Raw genomic sequence first — 16,166 nt, 5'->3', positions numbered from 1 at the left:
AGCGACCCTATGCCGCGTCGCCTGCCGGGCGGTGGCGGTGTCCGACGATGGCGATGGTCGCTGGCAACAATGAGCGACGGGGAGCCTCGCTGCGTCCGGCGATCATGACCGAGACGGCCAGCGCCGCGAGCTGCACCGCCCGGCTGAGCCGCACCACCCGGGCGATATCCGCGGGCGTGGGTGCGGGTCCCTCGCCGAGGTGTCCCCGGTCTTCGACCCGGTTGCCATAGCGGTTGACGCCACCGAGCCGGACCCCGAGGGCTCCCGCGAAGGACGCCTCGACCGGTCCGGCATTGGGGCTCGGGTGCTGTCGTGCGTCGCGCCGCCAGGCGCGCAGCGCCGCTCTCGGCGCGCCGCCCACGACGGGTGCTGCGGCTGCGACGAGCGCTGCCGTGAGTCGCGCCGGCAGCCAGTTGGCCACGTCATCGAGGCGGGCGGCCGGCATACCGAACTCGCGATAGCGCTCGGTGCGGTGGCCGATCATCGCGTCGAGGGTGTTCACCGCGCGATAGCCGAACAGACCCGGTATGCCGGCCGTCGCGCCCCACAGCAAGGGTGCGACGACGGCGTCGGAGGTGTTCTCGGCGATCGACTCCACGCAGGCGCGGGCGATCTCGTCGGCGGTCAGTCCGGTGGGGTCGCGGCCGACGAGATGGCGGATGCGCTGGCGTGCCCCGGCGAGATCGTCCTTCGCCAGCAGGTGCGCGATCGCGGTGGCTTCGCGGTCGAGCGAGCGGCCACCGAGCACGACCCAGGTGGCGATGGCGGTGACGAGGATGGGTCGCCGGCTGCCTCGCTCGGCGAGCGCGCCGGTCGCGGCCGCGGTGGCGACGAGCACGGCGGTGTGGGCCGCGCCGGCGAGGCGTCGGCTCGTGGCGTCGATCGGATAGGTGCGTTGCTCCAAATGCGTTGCCACCCAACCGAATCCGGCGACCGGGTGCCACCGGCGCGGGTCGCCGAAGGCATGGTCGAACGCGACGCCGAGCACCAGCCCCGCGGCGCGGTGGTGCTTCACGGCAGCCGCAGCACGCGACCCGCGACCACGAGCAGCACCTCGTCGCTGACTCCCGCGATGCGCGCGTTCAGGCGGCCCAACTCGTCGGCGAAGATCCGCCCCGACCGATGCTCGCTGACCAGACCCCAGCCGACCTCATTGGTCACCGCGACCACCGGGCCTGCGGTCGCCGACCAGGCGGCGACCAGGTCTTCGACCCGCTCACGCAACCGGGGCCGCCATACCTGCTCGTCGTCCTGCCAAGCACCGAGTTCGTCGAGCGTCCCGGTGAGCCAGGTGCCGAGGCAGTCGATCAGCACCGGCCCATGGGACTCGCGCAGCAAGTCAGCGGCAGCCAGGGTTTCGACGGTCCGCCAATGCGCCGGGCGGCGCGCTTGATGCTCGGCGATCCGCGCGGCCCACTCGTCATCCTGCGTGGGGTCGAACGGTGCGGGCGCGACATAGATGACGGCTTCGTGACCGGCCATCAGTTCCTCGGCGGTGCGCGATTTGCCGCTGCGCACCCCGCCGGTGACGAGCGTCCTCATCGCCATCCCTTCGCCGCGAGCACGATCAAGATCACCGTCTCGGTGACGCTGATCGCTGCCCCGATCACGTCCCCGGTCACGCCGCCGAGGACGCGAGTTGCCTTGCGTTCCACCAGGTATGCCGCCCCCAGGCCGGCTGCCGCTGCCAGTGCGCCCTGCCAGAACGGCGTGACGGTGCAGGCGAGGACCACGGTGACCGTGAGCGCGACGACCAGCGCGGCTGCGGTCGGCACGGCGCCCGCCATGGGGCTGCCGAGACCGTCGCTTCTCGCGGGGGTGACCCCGGCTCGGCATACGATCGCGCAGGCCGCACGCGAGGTGACGATCACTGCGGCGATCACGAGCGGTCCCCACGGGCGGTCGAGGCAGGCGGCGATGGCGACCGTCTGGGCGACGACGAACACGACCAGCGCGACCGCGCCCATCGGGCCGACGTCACCCTTGCGCATCACCTCGAGGGCGCGTGCCCGGTCCCACCCGGCGCCGAATCCGTCGACGGTGTCGGCGAGTCCGTCCAGGTGCATGCCGCGGGTGAGCAGCCCGTTCGCGGCCACGATCAGCACGGCGGTAAGCAAGGCGGGCAGCCCGAGGAAGTCACCGGCGGCTGCCATCAGAGCGGCGGCGATCGCGACCGGGAGCGCAGCGACGGGGGCGAGCACCATGGCACGGGCCGCGGTGTCGCGGGTGATCGGCGCGACCTGGCCGGTCGGGACGATGGTCAGGGTGCCGACTGCGAGGCGAAGTCCGTCGCGCATGCCACCTCCTGCGATGCGTCGGCGGCGTCGTTGTCGGGCTCGCCGTCGGTTTCGTCCCGGATGGCGGCCAATGCGTCCAACAGGCGATCGGTCGTCGCGCGGTCGCGGACGGCGATGCGCACCCACTGCGGGCCCAGGCCCGGGAAAGTGTCACCGCGGCGAACGGCGATTCCCTTGTCGCGCAACGCTTCTCGCAGGCGCTCGTGACGTCGGCTCTCGACCAGCACGAACGGAGCCTCGCTCGGCTGCGGCCTGAGGCCGCATCGGCGCAGCCCGGTGACGAGGTAGTCGCGATCGGCGGCGATCGTGGCCGCCGCAGCGGCTGCCTCGGCCCGAGCGTCGGCGCTCAGGCATGCCTCGATGGCGACGGCGGCGGGAGTCGACACCGACCACGGTGGTTGATGCCGGGCCAGGGTTGCGATGAGGGCGGGGTCGCCGACGACATACCCGGCGCGCAGCCCGGCCAGGCCCCAGGTCTTGGTGAGCGATCGGATCACCAGCACGCCGGTCAGGTCCGCCCCAGGCGCGAGCAGGCTCTCGATCTCTCCCGGCACCGCATCCATGAAGGCTTCGTCGATGACAAGGGTGCGGCCCGGTCGGCGAACTTTCAGCAGCGCCTCGCGGGGGTGCAGCACGCCGGTGGGATTGGTCGGATTGCCGATGATGACCAGGTCGGCCTCCTCCGGCAGCGAGCGCATCCGGAAGCCGTCGGCGGGGCCGAGCAGGGCCCGTTCGACGCGTCGTCCCGCTGCCCTCAACGCAGCCTCAGGCTCGGTGAACTGCGGATGCACCACCAACGGCCGCACCGCCGGAATGCCTTGCGCCACAAGAGAAAACGCTTCGGCTGCGCCGTTGGTCGGCAGCACGTTGGCCAGGTCCACGTCGTGGGCGGCGGCGATCGCCCGCCGGGCCGCCTCCGTCGAGGGGTAGGCCGCGAGATCGGCGACGCTCGCCTTGATGCGGTCGGCGAGCCATTGCGGCGGTCGGCTCAGGCGCACGTTGACCGCAAAGTCCAGCAGCCCCGGCCCGACCTCGGCATCGCCGTGGTGCCCGAGGTCGACATCCGGGCGACGCGGGTCGGCGCTGTCGCGGTGCGCCGGGTCGCTCGCCATGCCGGGCATCCTCGCAGACGACATCCGTAGAAGCGTCTTTACACCCGTAGTAGAGGAATCTGGTCGCTATAGCCGCCACGCCTCGCACCGGTCGCAGGGCGGCTATAACAGCCGCTGCGCTCTACTACCGATGTAGCGGAGGTCGGCATGGCGCGCACCCGGCATACGTGGCGGCATACGCGCCCGGCATACGTCGAGGACGGCGCGGGCGGACGAGCTCGCTCGGCGACCTGACGCGTAGCCTCAAGGCCATGGACGGGGATCCGCGAACTGAGGCTGTGCACGCCGGCGAGGCGGATCCTCTGTCGAAGACGGACGAGCGGCGGTGGCCGCGACCGGTGCCGACCATCGGTGACCGCACGAGTGCCGTTGAACGACAAGCGAATCCGCGTGGCTGGGCGCTCAGCGGTGAAGTCGCCGAGGCTCTCTCGGAGGTGATCGAGGCGCGTCGGGACATCCGCCGGTTCCGCCCCGATCCGGTGCCGGACGAGCTGCTGCGCCAGGTCCTCGAGGCCGGTCACCGGGCACCCTCGGTCGGCCATTCCCAGCCATGGCGGTTCATCGTCGTGCGAGACCCGGCAGTGCGCGACCGAGCGGCATACCTCGCCGACCGGGCACGGCTGCGTCAAGCGAACGACCTCGAACCGGACCGTGCCGCCCGGTTGCTCGACCTGAAGCTGGAGGGGCTGCGCGAGGCGCCGCTCGGCGTGGTGGTCACCTGCGATCGCCGCACACCTGCCGCGGGCGTCCTGGGCCGCGCGACCTTCCCCGACGCCGACCTGTGGTCGTGCGCTTGTGCGATCCAGAACATGTGGCTCACCGCCCGCGCCGTGGGGCTGGGCATGGGCTGGGTCACCCTCTTCGAACCGGCCGACCTCGCCGCACTGCTGCATCTGCCCGACGGCGTCGTCACCCTCGGCTGGCTGTGCCTGGGCTGGCCGGACGAGCGGCCTCCGGCGCCCGGCCTCGAGCGCGCCGCTTGGTCGCGACGTTTGCCGCTGGATTCGGTTGTGCTGCAAGAACATTGGCCTGATGAGGATGGTCCGCAGATGCCGGTTTCTCACCTGCGCGCACCCGCGCCCGGCGAACTCGTCGGTGCGACCGACGCGGCGGACGAACTGCTGACGCCACCCGAGGCTCTCGGCGTGCTCGACCGTGCCCTCAACCGCATCGTCGCGATCGGTGGCGCGGACCTCGACCGCGGCGAACTGGTGCTCGTCGGCGCCGACCATCCGGTAGCCGCCCTGGGAGTGAGCGCCTACCCCGCGTCGGTCACTCGCGACGTCCTCGAGGCTGCTGTTGCGGGCCGCTCGGTCGGCATCGCGACCGCCAGCGCTTCCGGTCTCGCCAGCACGGTGATCGACGCCGGTGTCGATGGGCCGCCGGTCCGTGGCGCCCGCGACCTCCGGGCGAGCGGTCCACGCGGTGACCTGGCATCGGGCGATGCCCTCTCCCCCGACGCTGTCCTGCGGCTGATCGAGGAAGGTCGGGCCGTCGGGTCTGCGGGTCACGGCATCGTGGCTCTCGGCGAGGTCGGCGTCGGCAACACGACAGTCGCCGCGGCCCTCACGTGCGCCGTGCTCGGCATCGCCCCGGAGGACACCGTCGGGCTCGGCGCGGGCTCGGATGCGGAGATCGTCCAGCGCAAGATCCACGTCGTGCGAAAGTCCCTGTCCCGCAAGAAGATCCACCAGGATCCGATCGATCTCCTCGCCGCCTTGGGCGGACCGGAGTTCGCCGTGCTCACCGGCGTCGTGCTCGGCGCCGTTGCCGCAGGTATGCCGGTGGTGCTCGACGGGCTGGCTACTTCGATCGCTGCCCTTCTCGCGGTGCGCACCGAACCGTCGGTGCAGGCCTATCTCGTTGCGGGACAGGTCAGTCGAGAGCGCGCACACGCCCTAGTGCTGCGCGAACTCGGGCTCGAACCGCTCCTCTCCCTCCGCCTGCGCGCTGGCGAAGGCGTCGGGGCGTGCCTGGCGACCTCGATGCTGCTGCAAGGCCTTCAGGTGCGGCGCACGGCCGCCCGCACGGTCTAGCCGGCTAACCCAGCCTCGTCGCACCGAACCAGGGCTTGGTAGCCGCAGCCCAGGTGCCGTCATGCCGCGCGATATTGAGCCACTCATTGACGTACTCCTGCCAGGCAACATCACCCCGCGGCAGCAGGTAGGCCTTCTGACTGAAGTTGAACGGCTTCTGCGGGTGTACCGCGCACAGCTTGGGTTGAGTGTTAGCGACCCATACCGTCTCGCTCGCGTCGGTGGTCATCACATCAGCCTTGCCGGCGATGATCTGGTCGAAGATCGTGTTGTTGTCGCCCCAAACGATGATCTTTGCCTTGGGAAAGTTGGCGCGGGCGAACTTCTCGTTGGTGCCACCCTCGGGAGTGATCGCGCGCACCCCCGGCTGATTGATCTGGGCGACGGTCGAATACTTCGACACATTGCTGCACAACGTGATCGGAGTCTTGCCCTCGGTCACCACCGGGTCAGAGAAGAAGGCCTTCTGCGCCCGCTCGGTGGAGATCGACACCCCACCCACGGCGATATCGCACTTCCTCGTGAAGTCCGGCATGAGCGTCTTCCAGGTCGTCGGCACCCACTCGATCGGCACCTCAAGCGATGTCGCGAGGTTCTGCACCATCGTCACATCGATCCCGCTGCGCTGCTTGGTCTTCGGGTCCAGGTAGCTGAAGGGCCGATAGTCGCCTGTGGTGCACACCTTGAGCTTTTTTGCCGCCAGGATCGCGTCCAGCCGACTGCCGGCGGCTAGAGCACCGTTCGGGCTGCCGGACTTCGACGACGCGGAAGCGGTGGTGCTCGACGAAGTGCGAGTCGCACTGGGCACCGGGTCCGAAGTGGTTGTCGTAGAACCGTTTTGGGCATTACATCCCGCGAGCACCATCATTGCCGCGAGCGGCGTCGTCATTCGTATCCGTCGCATTCCTCCGCCTTCCCGTCTGCGAAAACTCGCAGCCGCCCTGAGTGGCGTGACGCTACGCGCGGTGCGCGACCCGGGCAAGCACCGGCATACCGCCGCACCCGCTGGGGTGCTGACGTCGCGCGATCAGACGACGAGGCGATCGAGCAGCGCGGTGAGTTCGGCGCGCGGGTCAGCGGTGAGGCCGCCGTGCACCGGGCCCGGCTGGATGACGGTGCTGCGCGGCGCCGACAGCCAACCGAACCGGCGGCCGAGCGCGCCGAGCGTGGGCAGGCCGCCGCCGGTTTCACCGCGGCAGACCCGGCAGACCGTGTCGAGGCTCGCGCGGACGGCGTCGAGGTCGAGCGTCGGTGCGAACGCACGCAGTCGCGCCTCGTCCACACGCCAGTCCGCATCCAGGAAGTCCTCGGCCTGGCTGTAGACGATCACGCCGACGTTGATGAATTCCTCCCGCTCGACGCGAGGGACGCAGCGCAGCACGACATATTGGTAGGGCGTCAGGCTCACGACGCACCTCCCGGCAACCAGATCTGTGGCGTCTGCAGGCGGGCGAGGAAGTGATCCCGGTATGCCGCTCGCACGGCTGGCGCATCCGCGAGGCCGACTGCCGGCTCCAGCCATTCAGCGGGCACCGAGTCCACCACGGTCGTCAATAGCGCATCGTCGATCCGAGCCGCGAGCCGCTCGTGCGCCGCACCAAGATCCGAGGCGACATCCCGCAGCACGTGCGCCGAGGCATCGAAGGGTTGCCGGGCGAAACGCTCCGGATCGGGCGCCCGGCTGGGCCAGGAGTGATGGAAATAGAGCGCCGCGCCGTGGTCGATCAGCCACGGATTGCGGTGCCAGATCAGCAGATTCGGGTTGCTCCAGGTGCGGTCGACATTGGCGGTGAAGGCGTCCAGCCAGAGGATGTCGGCCGCCGTGTCCGGTGCTGGCGGGTGGCTGCCGTCATACCCGAATGACCCGGGCAGGAAGTCGATCCCGAGGTTGGATCCGAGACTCGCGGTGAGCAGATCCTGCACCTCCTCGTCGGCCTCGTATTTGGCGATCGGCGCCTGCAGGTCGACCACCGCGAGCCGGGGCACATCGAGCCCCAGCGCTCGCGCGAGCTCGCCGACGAGCACCTCGGCGACCAACACCTTCAGGCCCTGCCCGGCGCCGCGGAACTTCAGCACATAGGTGCCGCAGTCGTCCGCCTCGATGAGACCCGGCAGCGACCCACCCTCCTTCAAGGGGGTGATGTACCGGGTCGCGGTGATGGTCTCGAGCACGCGCCCCACCCTAGAGCGCCGCGCGGTGCACTCAACGCGTCTCGAACGCGCGGGCGAGCCGCTCGATGCCGGTCACCACGTCGGGCACCGACGGGACACCGATATAGCTCAACCGAAGGTGCGGCGCCGGATTGGCGGTGGCGTAGTAGTTGGACCCGGGCGTCACCGCGACGCCGTGCACCAGCGCCACGGCGGCCAGCTGCCGCGGGTCGCGGTCGGCGGGCAGTCGCAGCCACAGGTGATAACCGCCCCGGGGCACGTGCGGCACCTCCACCTGCGGCAGCCGCTCGGTCACAGCAGCAAGCGCCGCCGAACGCCGCTCGGTCAGGTTGCCGGCGAGCGAGCGGATGGTGCGCTGCCACGAGGCGGCGGTCAGCAGTTCGAGCGCGGTGAACTGCAGCGGCGCCGGCACGAACATCGCGTCCACGATGTGCGCGGCGCGCAATCGCGCCAGCACCGGTCCACGGGCCGCGATGGCAGCCACCCGCAGATTGGGCGAGGTGACCTTGGTGAGCGACCGCAGGTGCAGCACGGTCCCGACCGTGTCGTGCTCGATCAGCGGTGGCGGCAGCGGGCGGGCGTCGGCGTGTGCCATCTGCCGGGCGAAGTCGTCCTCGATCACGAAGGCGCCGTGCTGGGTGGCCAGCTCGAGCAGATCTCGTTGTCTCCCAACGGAAAGCGTCACCCCGGTCGGATTCTGAAAGAGCGGCTGCACCACGATGACACGCGCCTTCGTGCGCACCAGCGCCTGCTCCAGGTCATCGAGCCGCAGCCCTTCGGCGTCGACCGGCACCGGGACCGGCCGCAGCCCGGCCGCCTGCGCCGCCGCGAGCGTGCCCGGATAGGTCGGCGATTCGATCACCACGGGGTCCCCCGGCATACCGACGGCGCGCAGCGCGAGCGAGAGCCCTGCTTGACCCCCTGCCACGACCAGCAGATCGTGGCGTGACAGGCCAGCTCCGATCTGAGCGGCGAAGTGATCGCGCAACTCAGGCAAACCCGCCGGGTCGGGCCGCTGCCAGGCGTCGGTGCGCCGGCCGGCGCGGCTGAGAGCGCGGCCGAGCGCGACCGTCGGTTGCAGCTCCGGATGCAGGTAGCCCGCGTTGAGATCCGCCACTTCGGGTCCGTATGCCGTGACCGTCGCCCCCAGCGCGATCGCGTCGACATCCCGGCTGCCCGAACCGTCGAGGTCCAGCGCAGCCTCCTGCCACGAGGTGTCGCCGAGGTTGCGCGCCGCCTGCTTGGCACTACGGAAAGTGCCGGCACCGGGCTGGGATTCGATCAGACCCGAAGCGGCCACAGCGGCGACCGCGCGGGCGACGGTCGTCGCGCTGACGCCATACCGCGCAACCAACTCACGCTGGGTCGGGATGCGCCTCCCGGGCGGCAGCGGCGCCACCTCGTCGGCCAGCTCGCGCGCGATCGCTTCCCAGCTGCTACCGTCTGTCATGTCAGCTGACAATAGCGCTATCTCGACCGGCTCGGTATCGCCCGTGGCCTCCGGCACCGTACTGGCAGCGCTCGGGGTGCTGAGCTTTTCCTTCAGTTTTCCCGCCACGGCGTGGGCTCTGCAGGGCTTCGGGCCGTGGACGGTCGCCGGCCTTCGCGGCGCGCTCGCGGCCGTCCTCGCCGCTGTCGCGCTGCTCGCCAGCCGCGGCGCGTTCCCCGCACGCGACGACTGGCCCGGGCTCATCGTCGTCGCGGTGGGCTGTGCGGTCGGCTTCCCCCTGCTCACCACGCTCGCCCTGCAGACCTCGTCCACCGCACACTCGGCGGTGGTCATCGGTGTGCTGCCGGTGGCGACGGCAACTATCGGAGCGCTACGCACCGGGCGACGGCCGTCGTCGACCTTCTGGGCGGGCGCGATTGCCGGAGCGATCATCGTCATCGGTTTCACGCTCGTGCAAAGCCGCGGTGCCATCACGCTGGCTGACGGCTATCTGTTCGCCGCGCTCGTGGTGTGCGCCGCGGGGTATGCCGAGGGCGGTCGCCTGTCCGCGCATCTGCCGGGTTGGCGGGTGATCGCGTGGGGCGTCCTGCTGGCGGCGCCGATCAACCTTGTGGTGGCCGCCGTCGCCCTCGTTGAGGAGCCCATGCGACTCGGAGCGCACGCCCTCGTCGGGCTCGGCTATGTCGCGGCGATCTCGCAGTTCGGCGGTTTCGTGGTCTGGTATCGCGGCATGGGACTCATCGGGGTGAGCCGCGCGAGTCAGCTTCAACTGGCCCAGCCCCTGCTCACCCTGGTCTGGGCGGTGCTCCTGCTCGGGGAGCAATTCCCTGCCGTTGTGCCGTTGACGGCAGTAGCGGTACTGGCCTGCATCGTGGTGACGCAGCGCGCTCGCGTCGACTGACCACGCTGTAACCGTCCGGCGACGGGCGAGCAGACAACGCTGCACAATGAGGTCATGACGACCGCACACGACGCTCTCATCGACGCCTTCGACCGGGTCGCGGAGACCGTGCCTCAGGTGGTGGACGGACTCTCGGTGCAGGATCTGCTGCACCGGCCGCGGCCGGACGCCAACTCCATCGGTTGGCTGATCTGGCATCTCGCTCGCGTCGAGGACGACCACCTCGCCGGCGTGGCCGCTGTCGTCGAGGGCTCCGGCACGGGCACCGCTGGCGCCGGAGGAACCAGCCAGGTGTGGCTCGCCGACGGCTGGGCACGCCGGTTCGGGCTCCCCTACCCCGAGGACGCGATCGGCTACGGTCAGACCAGCGACGAGGTCGGGCGGTTCACGATCAGCGACCCGCAGTTGCTCATCGGCTATTACGCGGCCGTGCACCAACGCACGGTCGAGATCTTGAAACCGTTGTCGGACAACGACTTCGACGCCATCGTGGACGACAGCTGGGACCCGCCGGTGACCCTTGCGACCCGCGTGGTGAGCGTCGTCAACGACGTCACGCAGCACATCGGACAGGCGGCCTACGTCAAGGGTTTGCTCGGCTGAGGGGAGTCAGCTCGAGCACGCGATCCAGGTCGACGTGGTGCTCCACGGCGTCCGCGAGCCGGTCGATCATGTCCTCGCGTCGCGCGGCGAAGGATGGCGCGGCGGGGTCCGGCCGCCAGGACGCGCCCGCTAGCGTGGCGACCTCGCGGAGATAGGCGCGCCGGAAGTCGTCGCCCTCCAGCAGGCCGTGCCACATGGTGCCGCTGACCGCGCCGACTGCACTGCCACCCGGGAATGGTTCACCGTCGGCATCCATCACGACGCCGTGATGGATCTCGTAGCCGCCGGCCGACACCCCACGCCACGCACCACGCGGTCGCCCGAGCACCTTCTCCTGCCGGAACCGCGTTGTCCCCGGCAACGCTCCCAACCCATCAACCGTTGTGGGACAAGGGGATTCGATGTCGTCCTCGATGCGCGCGGTCAACATCTGATAGCCACCACAGATCCCGAGCACCGGGCGCTGCTCCGCAAGGCGCTCTCGCACCACCCCGGCGATCCCCCGTTCCCGCAGCCAGGCGAGGTCGCTGACCGTGGAGCGGGAGCCGGGGAGCACGAGCAGGTGAGCGGCTCGGCATACGGCGGGGTCCGCGGTGACCGCGACGTCCACGCCTGGCTCGGTCATCAGGGCGTCGACATCGGTGGCGTTGGACACGCGCGGGAATCGCACGACAGCGACCCGCAACGCGTCGGGAGCTTCGGCTTCGGGTCGCCAGCGGCCGACCTGCAGGGTGTCCTCGCTGTCCAGCCACACGTCCGGCAGCCAGGGCAGCACCCCCAGACAGGGCAGCCCGGTGCGCCGGCTGATCTCGACCAGCCCAGGGGTGAGCACTGACTCATCCCCACGGAATTTGTTGATGAGATAGCCCGCGAGCAGGGGCCGATCGGCGTCGTCCAGCAGCGCCCAGGTGCCATAGAGCGCGGCCAGCACGCCACCACGGTCGATATCCCCCACCAGGAGAACCGGCAGCCGAAACCGTTGTGCCAGGCCGAGATTCACGTAGTCGCCGCTGCGCAAGTTGATTTCAGCCGGCGACCCCGCGCCCTCGCTGACGATCAGGTCGACTCGCGCACTGAGTTCCTCGTATGCCGCGAACGCCGCCTCGGCGAGGTGCCGACGCCCGGTCGCGTACTCCCCCGCTTCCAGCGTCCCTGCGGGCTGGCCCCGCACGACCACGAAGGTGCGCCGGTCGGTGCCCGGCTTGAGCAGCACCGGGTTCATCGACGAGTCCGCCGCGATGCGCGCGGCCTGTGCCTGCAGATATTGCGCACGGCCGATCTCGCTGCCGTCGGCGCACACCATCGAGTTGTTGGACATGTTCTGAGCCTTGAACGGCGCGACCCGCAGGCCCCGACGGGCGAGGGCTCGGCACAGCCCGGTCGTCACCAGCGACTTGCCCGCGTCCGAACTCGTGCCGGCCACCAGCAGTCCCCGAGCGCGCGTCGTCACGCTGGTGAGTGTAAGGACGCGCCTAGAGTGGGCGCGTGTCCCGCCTGGTCATCGTCGTGCGAACGACCGCGTGATTGACGCGATGCTGCACGGCCGCACCGTGCGCGAGATCGATTGGGAGATCCCACTGCCCAATGCGGCCGTGCGCGTCTATCGCCGCTAGTCCGCGGGCCGGAAGCCCGCCCGCTCAGCCGCGCCGCCGTCGGTGAACCAGACGTGCGGCTCGCTTCCGGCGTATGCCGGGTGCTCCGGCGTGGCGTAGGTCTTGGTGTCTTCCCACCCTTTCACCGGGTGACCGAGCGGCATCGCGCCGTCGTCGATGGGGGCTGCGGAACCGACCGAGTAGCCGCCGTCGCGCACTTCGTCGAGCTCGGAGGTCCGACGGCCATCGTCACCGCTCGCCGACCCAGTCTCAGCGCTCGACGAGTCACTGCTGCCCAGCGAGGAGCCGGCGGTTGAGGACCCGGATGGCGAGGAGTCCGCGTCGGAGGTCGATGACCCGACGTCATAGCTGGCCGCACCGCCCCCGATGCTCGACGAACCGCCGGCGGAGGCGCCGCGATCAGCGTGTCCGCCTTCGGCCTGGCCGCCGTCGGAATGTCCGCCGTCGGACTGGCCGCCGTCGGACTGGCCGGGGCCGCCCTGGCCACCGCCGGTCGGCTGCGATCCGCCGACCTCACTGCCCTCGACGAGGTTGCCGTCCGCGTCCCAGACCTGCGGCTGCGCGCCGTCGTCGGCGGTCCAATCACCGCGCTGCCGGAACTCCTCACCCGCCTCGACGTCGTGCTTGTCCGGGTCGTGCTCTTTGGCGAACTGCTCCTGCTGGCGCTGGGCGTCTCGCTCGTCCTGCTCCCGCTGCCGCTGCGCATCCCGGTCGTTGTCGCCATCCCGGCCGCCACGGTCCTCGTCCCGGCCACCGCCATCACTCTGGTCGCCGTCGCTGTCGCCGCGCTCGCGGTGCCGGCCCTGGTCCCCCTGGTTGGTCGTCGCCTGCGAGTCGCCGTGGCTGTGCGTGCTTTCACTGCGCTCGTCGGTCGCGCTCTGCGATCCGCCGCCGTGCTGCCGGTGCTGCTCACCGCCACCCGGCTGGCCGGCGGGCGACGGGGCCGCCCCTGAATTGTGGTCATCGGTCGTCCGCTGCTGCTCGTCGTTCACCACGAGCCACCTCCGGTCTCCAAAGAAGGGCAGCGGGCTGCTGCCGCTGATCCCAACGCTAGCCACGCCACGGCCCCGGTGGCGGGTCTCGACCTCACAGGCTTGACCAAGCTCCCAGCCTCGAACCGTTGCAGTGGACAATTGAGGGGTGTCCACCTCCCCAGCACGCACGCTTCATTTCACCCTGGCCGCCGCGGTCATCGGCGTGCTGACCGGCATCGCGGCAGCCAGCTTCGCCGTCGTGCTGCGTTCGGCCACGGTGCTCCGCGGTGATCTGATCCGGTGGTCGCACGCCTCGAGCCCGCTCACCGCGGCCGTCGTGATCGGCCTCGCCGCCGTCGCCACCGCCACCGCGGCCTGGCTGGTGCACCGGATCGAGCCCCACGCGGAAGGCAGCGGCATACCGCGTGTGGAAGCGGTCGTCGAGGGCCGCACCGAGCCAGGACGACCCCGGATCCTGCCGGTGAAATACCTCGGTGGCCTGCTATCGATCGGCTCCGGTCTCGCGCTCGGCCGGGAAGGTCCGTCGGTGCAGATGGGCGGCAATATCGGGGTCATCGTGGCCCGGGCGATGGGGTGCACGCGTGACGAACTGCGCGTCCTCGTCGCGGGCGGTGCCGCGGCGGGGCTCGCGACCGCGTTCAGCGCGCCGATCGCCGGCGGAGTCTTCGTGCTCGAGGAGTTGCTGAAGCGATTCGACCCGCGCACCACGATCGCGACGCTTGTTTCCTCGGCGACCGGATTCGCTAGTGCCCGTGTGCTTTTCGGACTCAACACCGACTTCCACCTGGCGCCGCTGGCCGAACCACGACTGTCCCAGGCTCCGCTCGTGCTCGCAGTCGGTCTGCTCACCGGTGTCGCGGGCGCGCTCTACAACCGGTTGGTCATGCTCGGTCTGCGCGTCGCCGACCGCAGCCGCATCCACGTGGTCGTGCGGGCCCTCGCGATCGGAGCGGCCGTCGGCACCGTGGCGTGGTTCGCCCCGGATCTCGTCGGCGGGGGCGACCTGCTGACCCAGCGCGCGCTGCTCGGGGAAGGCACCGTGCTCGCGGTCTGCGGTGTGCTGCTCGCCCGCACGATCCTCGGTGTCGTGTCGTATGCCGCCGCCGTGCCCGGCGGCCTCTTCGCGCCGATGCTCGTCCTCGGCACCCATCTGGGTCTGCTGGTGGGCCTGTTGGGGCACCGCTTCATGCCGGGCCTCGCCCCCGAGCCGGCCGCCCTTGCCCTCATCGGTATGGCGGCGTTCTTCGCCTCCTCGGTGCGGGCGCCGGTGACCGGCATCATCCTGGCGACCGAGATGACCGGCTCGGTGGTGCTGCTGCCGCCGATGCTCGGTGCGTGCGCGATCGCGATGCTGGTCGCGATGATGATGCGGTCGACGCCGATCTACGACGCGCTCACCGAGCGGGCCGCGCTGCGGGCAGCTGAGAACGAGGCGGCCCAACGTGCGGGACTCGCTTGAGACACAACGGGTTTCGATGCGGCCCTCCCTTCGACACGCGCTCCTGCGTCGCGCTGCTCAGGACGTCGCCTCCGTCGGTCCTTACCCTTCGACTCGCTCCGCCCTTCGACTCGCTCCGCTCGCTCAGGACAACGCTCGCTCAGGACAACGCTCAACCACCGATGGGGAGGCTCAAGTGAAGACGGCGTCCAGCTCCGGAATCGCGGCCCGATAACCGCGCAGCAGCTCGCGGGCCACGGTCACCGAATCGACGAGCGGATGCACCGCGAAGGCCTGCACCGCACGCTCGGCCGAGCCTGTGGTGGCCGCCTCGATCACCAGCCGGTCGACGGCCTTGACCTGCTGCACCAGCCCGAGCGGTGCACCGGTCAACGACGGCAGCTCGTGTGGCACCGGACCGGCCCCGGTCACCCGGCACGGGACCTCGATCACGGCAGCATCGTCCAGGCCGGTGATCAGCGCGCCGGCCGGCAGATTGAGGATCAGCTCGGCGGGCTCGTCGCGGGCGATCGCGGCCATCAGCGCGAGGGCGACCCCCTCGTAGCCGCCGCCCTGCACGTCCTCCTCATCGCGCTCGTCCCCCTCAGCGCGCGCTTCCTTCATGTAGGTCGCGTTGCGTTCGAGCCGCACCCGGTCCCACTCGCCGAGGGCGTCCGCCGATGGATCGGCCAAGGACGCATAGAACGAATCCTGTTGCGCGAGAAGGTATTCGCCTCTCGTTCGCTCGGCGGCTCGGATGCCCTCGAGCGCCTCACGCGCGTAGTCGTAGTAGTAGAGATATTCGTTGGGCAGCGCACCGATCGTGCGCAGCCACTCCGGCCCGAAGAGCCGCCCTTCCTCCATCGTCAGCAGCCGGGCGTCGTCGTCGAGCAGCTCCGGCAGCCGGTCCACGCCGTCCACCTCCAGGCGCCGCAGCCAGCCGAGGTGGTTGAGCCCGAGGTAATCGATCCGCGTGGTGTGCTCGGTCGCCCCGATCAGCCGAATCGCCCTGCGCGCCATAGCAATTGGACTGTCGCAGATGCCAACCACGCGGCCCGGCAGCACCGCCGACATCGCCTCGGTGATCAACCCCGCCGGGTTGGTGAAGTTGATGACCCAGGCCTGCGGTGCCACTCGGCGCACGCGCTCGGCCAGGTCGAGCGCCACCGGCACCGTGCGCAACCCATAGGAGATCCCACCCGGTCCCACGGTCTCCTGGCCCAAGAGGCCCAGGTCGACGGCGACGCGCTCGTCGGCCGTGCGCGCCCGCAAACCGCCCGTGCGCACCGCCGAGAAGACGAAGTCGGCTCCGTCGAGGGCGCGGTCCAGGTCAGTAGTGACGCTCACCGTCGGCGCGTCCGCCCGACCGGTCGCCATCGCCCGCAGCACCCGCTCGATCGCTGCCAGCCGGGTCTCGGACAGGTCGTGCAGGACGACTTCGGTGATCCGTCGCTCGTGCGGATCGGCGAGCAGCGCCCGGTAGACCAACGGCGTGCGGAAACCCCCGCCTCCGACCATCGTCAGCTTCACGCGAGCATCACCTTCGTTT

Annotated in this window: 15 protein-coding genes; 4 read left to right on the top strand and 11 right to left on the bottom strand. The window is 70.4% G+C overall.

Translation table 11 applies throughout. The features are described 5' to 3' along the window. Positions 1–7 precede the first annotated feature (7 nt). Genes G9U51_RS02690 through cobC form a run of 4 tightly spaced genes read right to left on the bottom strand, consistent with a single transcriptional unit; the run spans position 8 to position 3,409 of the window. Positions 8–1,015 (bottom strand): cobalamin biosynthesis protein, encoded by a 1,008-nt coding sequence (locus G9U51_RS02690; protein WP_166192790.1) that lies wholly within the window; start codon positions 1,013–1,015, stop codon positions 8–10. Continuing rightward, complete coding sequence (locus tag G9U51_RS02685; protein ID WP_207947978.1) at positions 1,012–1,542, bottom strand: bifunctional adenosylcobinamide kinase/adenosylcobinamide-phosphate guanylyltransferase; 531 nt, start codon at positions 1,540–1,542, stop codon at positions 1,012–1,014. Before G9U51_RS02685 ends, G9U51_RS02690 begins: the two co-directional genes overlap by 4 nt. Further along, positions 1,539–2,297: an adenosylcobinamide-GDP ribazoletransferase gene (locus G9U51_RS02680; protein WP_166192784.1), complete on the bottom strand. Its 759-nt coding sequence runs from the start codon at positions 2,295–2,297 to the stop codon at positions 1,539–1,541. Before G9U51_RS02680 ends, G9U51_RS02685 begins: the two co-directional genes overlap by 4 nt. Continuing rightward, positions 2,261–3,409 (bottom strand): Rv2231c family pyridoxal phosphate-dependent protein CobC, encoded by a 1,149-nt coding sequence (gene cobC / locus G9U51_RS02675; protein ID WP_166192781.1) that lies wholly within the window; start codon positions 3,407–3,409, stop codon positions 2,261–2,263. The genes G9U51_RS02680 and cobC overlap by 37 nt, the downstream gene beginning before the upstream one ends. 251 nt (positions 3,410–3,660) lie before the next feature. On the opposite strand from cobC, the gene bluB reads away from it, so the two are divergent. Then, on the top strand, positions 3,661–5,445 hold the full coding sequence (bluB, locus tag G9U51_RS17745; RefSeq protein ID WP_166192778.1) for a 5,6-dimethylbenzimidazole synthase: 1,785 nt from the start codon (positions 3,661–3,663) through the stop codon (positions 5,443–5,445). 4 nt (positions 5,446–5,449) lie between these two features. Here bluB and G9U51_RS02665 read toward each other — a convergent pair whose 3' ends face one another. The 4 genes from G9U51_RS02665 to G9U51_RS02655 form a co-directional block, all read right to left on the bottom strand. Further along, entirely contained in the window at positions 5,450–6,127 is a 678-nt protein-coding gene (locus G9U51_RS02665) for a transporter substrate-binding domain-containing protein (protein WP_328823275.1), read from the bottom strand. Between the two features lie 345 nt (positions 6,128–6,472). Continuing rightward, positions 6,473–6,853, bottom strand: a complete 381-nt coding sequence (locus G9U51_RS17045) for a DUF3037 domain-containing protein (protein ID WP_328823274.1) — start codon at positions 6,851–6,853, stop codon at positions 6,473–6,475. Continuing rightward, a complete protein-coding gene (locus tag G9U51_RS17040; RefSeq protein WP_171715554.1) occupies positions 6,850–7,617 on the bottom strand; it encodes a HipA family kinase in 768 nt (255 codons plus the stop codon). The genes G9U51_RS17045 and G9U51_RS17040 overlap by 4 nt, the downstream gene beginning before the upstream one ends. A 31-nt stretch (positions 7,618–7,648) precedes the next feature. Further along, positions 7,649–9,067 carry an aminotransferase-like domain-containing protein gene (locus G9U51_RS02655; RefSeq protein WP_166192775.1) on the bottom strand — a complete coding sequence of 473 codons (1,419 nt, stop codon included), beginning with the start codon at positions 9,065–9,067 and terminating at the stop codon, positions 7,649–7,651. A gap of 43 nt (positions 9,068–9,110) precedes the next feature. Between G9U51_RS02655 and G9U51_RS02650 the strand changes: the two genes are divergently transcribed. Together G9U51_RS02650 and G9U51_RS02645 are read left to right on the top strand one after the other, a co-directional pair. Further along, positions 9,111–9,968, top strand: coding sequence for a DMT family transporter (locus G9U51_RS02650; protein ID WP_328823273.1), 858 nt, complete (start codon positions 9,111–9,113; stop codon positions 9,966–9,968). A gap of 54 nt (positions 9,969–10,022) precedes the next feature. After that, positions 10,023–10,571: a mycothiol transferase gene (locus G9U51_RS02645; RefSeq protein ID WP_166192772.1), complete on the top strand. Its 549-nt coding sequence runs from the start codon at positions 10,023–10,025 to the stop codon at positions 10,569–10,571. Here G9U51_RS02645 and G9U51_RS02640 read toward each other — a convergent pair. Beyond that, complete coding sequence (locus G9U51_RS02640) at positions 10,552–12,021, bottom strand: cobyric acid synthase (protein WP_328823271.1); 1,470 nt, start codon at positions 12,019–12,021, stop codon at positions 10,552–10,554. The genes G9U51_RS02645 and G9U51_RS02640 overlap by 20 nt on opposite strands. A 159-nt stretch (positions 12,022–12,180) precedes the next feature. Next, entirely contained in the window at positions 12,181–13,176 is a 996-nt protein-coding gene (locus tag G9U51_RS02635; RefSeq protein ID WP_166192769.1) for a sunset domain-containing protein, read from the bottom strand. Between the two features lie 148 nt (positions 13,177–13,324). Between G9U51_RS02635 and G9U51_RS02630 the strand changes: the two genes are divergently transcribed. After that, the gene (locus G9U51_RS02630) at positions 13,325–14,638 is read left to right on the top strand and encodes a ClC family H(+)/Cl(-) exchange transporter (RefSeq protein WP_166192766.1); all 1,314 of its coding nucleotides are present in this window, start codon (positions 13,325–13,327) and stop codon (positions 14,636–14,638) included. Positions 14,639–14,809: 171 nt separating this feature from the next. On the opposite strand, the gene G9U51_RS02625 is transcribed toward G9U51_RS02630, so the two are convergent. Further along, the gene (locus tag G9U51_RS02625) at positions 14,810–16,147 is read right to left on the bottom strand and encodes a 6-phospho-beta-glucosidase (RefSeq protein WP_166192762.1); all 1,338 of its coding nucleotides are present in this window, start codon (positions 16,145–16,147) and stop codon (positions 14,810–14,812) included. Positions 16,148–16,166 lie beyond the last annotated feature (19 nt).

The sequence above is a fragment of the Metallococcus carri genome (assembly GCF_011440275.1).
GTDB classification, from domain to species: domain Bacteria; phylum Actinomycetota; class Actinomycetes; order Actinomycetales; family Dermatophilaceae; genus Metallococcus; species Metallococcus carri.
The sequence above is the reverse complement of the archived record's forward strand: the minus strand, read 5'-3'. Positions and strand labels throughout refer to the sequence as shown.

Bases quoted from the DNA above. Each gene is read 5' to 3' on its own strand.
- bluB (WP_166192778.1), top strand. From the start codon at position 3,661: ATGGACGGGGATCCGCGAACTGAGGCTGTGCACGCCGGCGAGGCGGAT.
- G9U51_RS02645 (WP_166192772.1), top strand. From the start codon at position 10,023: ATGACGACCGCACACGACGCTCTCATCGACGCCTTCGACCGGGTCGCG.
- G9U51_RS02680 (WP_166192784.1), bottom strand. From the start codon at position 2,297: ATGCGCGACGGACTTCGCCTCGCAGTCGGCACCCTGACCATCGTCCCG.
- cobC (WP_166192781.1), bottom strand. From the start codon at position 3,409: ATGGCGAGCGACCCGGCGCACCGCGACAGCGCCGACCCGCGTCGCCCG.
- G9U51_RS02655 (WP_166192775.1), bottom strand. From the start codon at position 9,067: ATGACAGACGGTAGCAGCTGGGAAGCGATCGCGCGCGAGCTGGCCGAC.
- G9U51_RS02685 (WP_207947978.1), bottom strand. From the start codon at position 1,542: ATGAGGACGCTCGTCACCGGCGGGGTGCGCAGCGGCAAATCGCGCACC.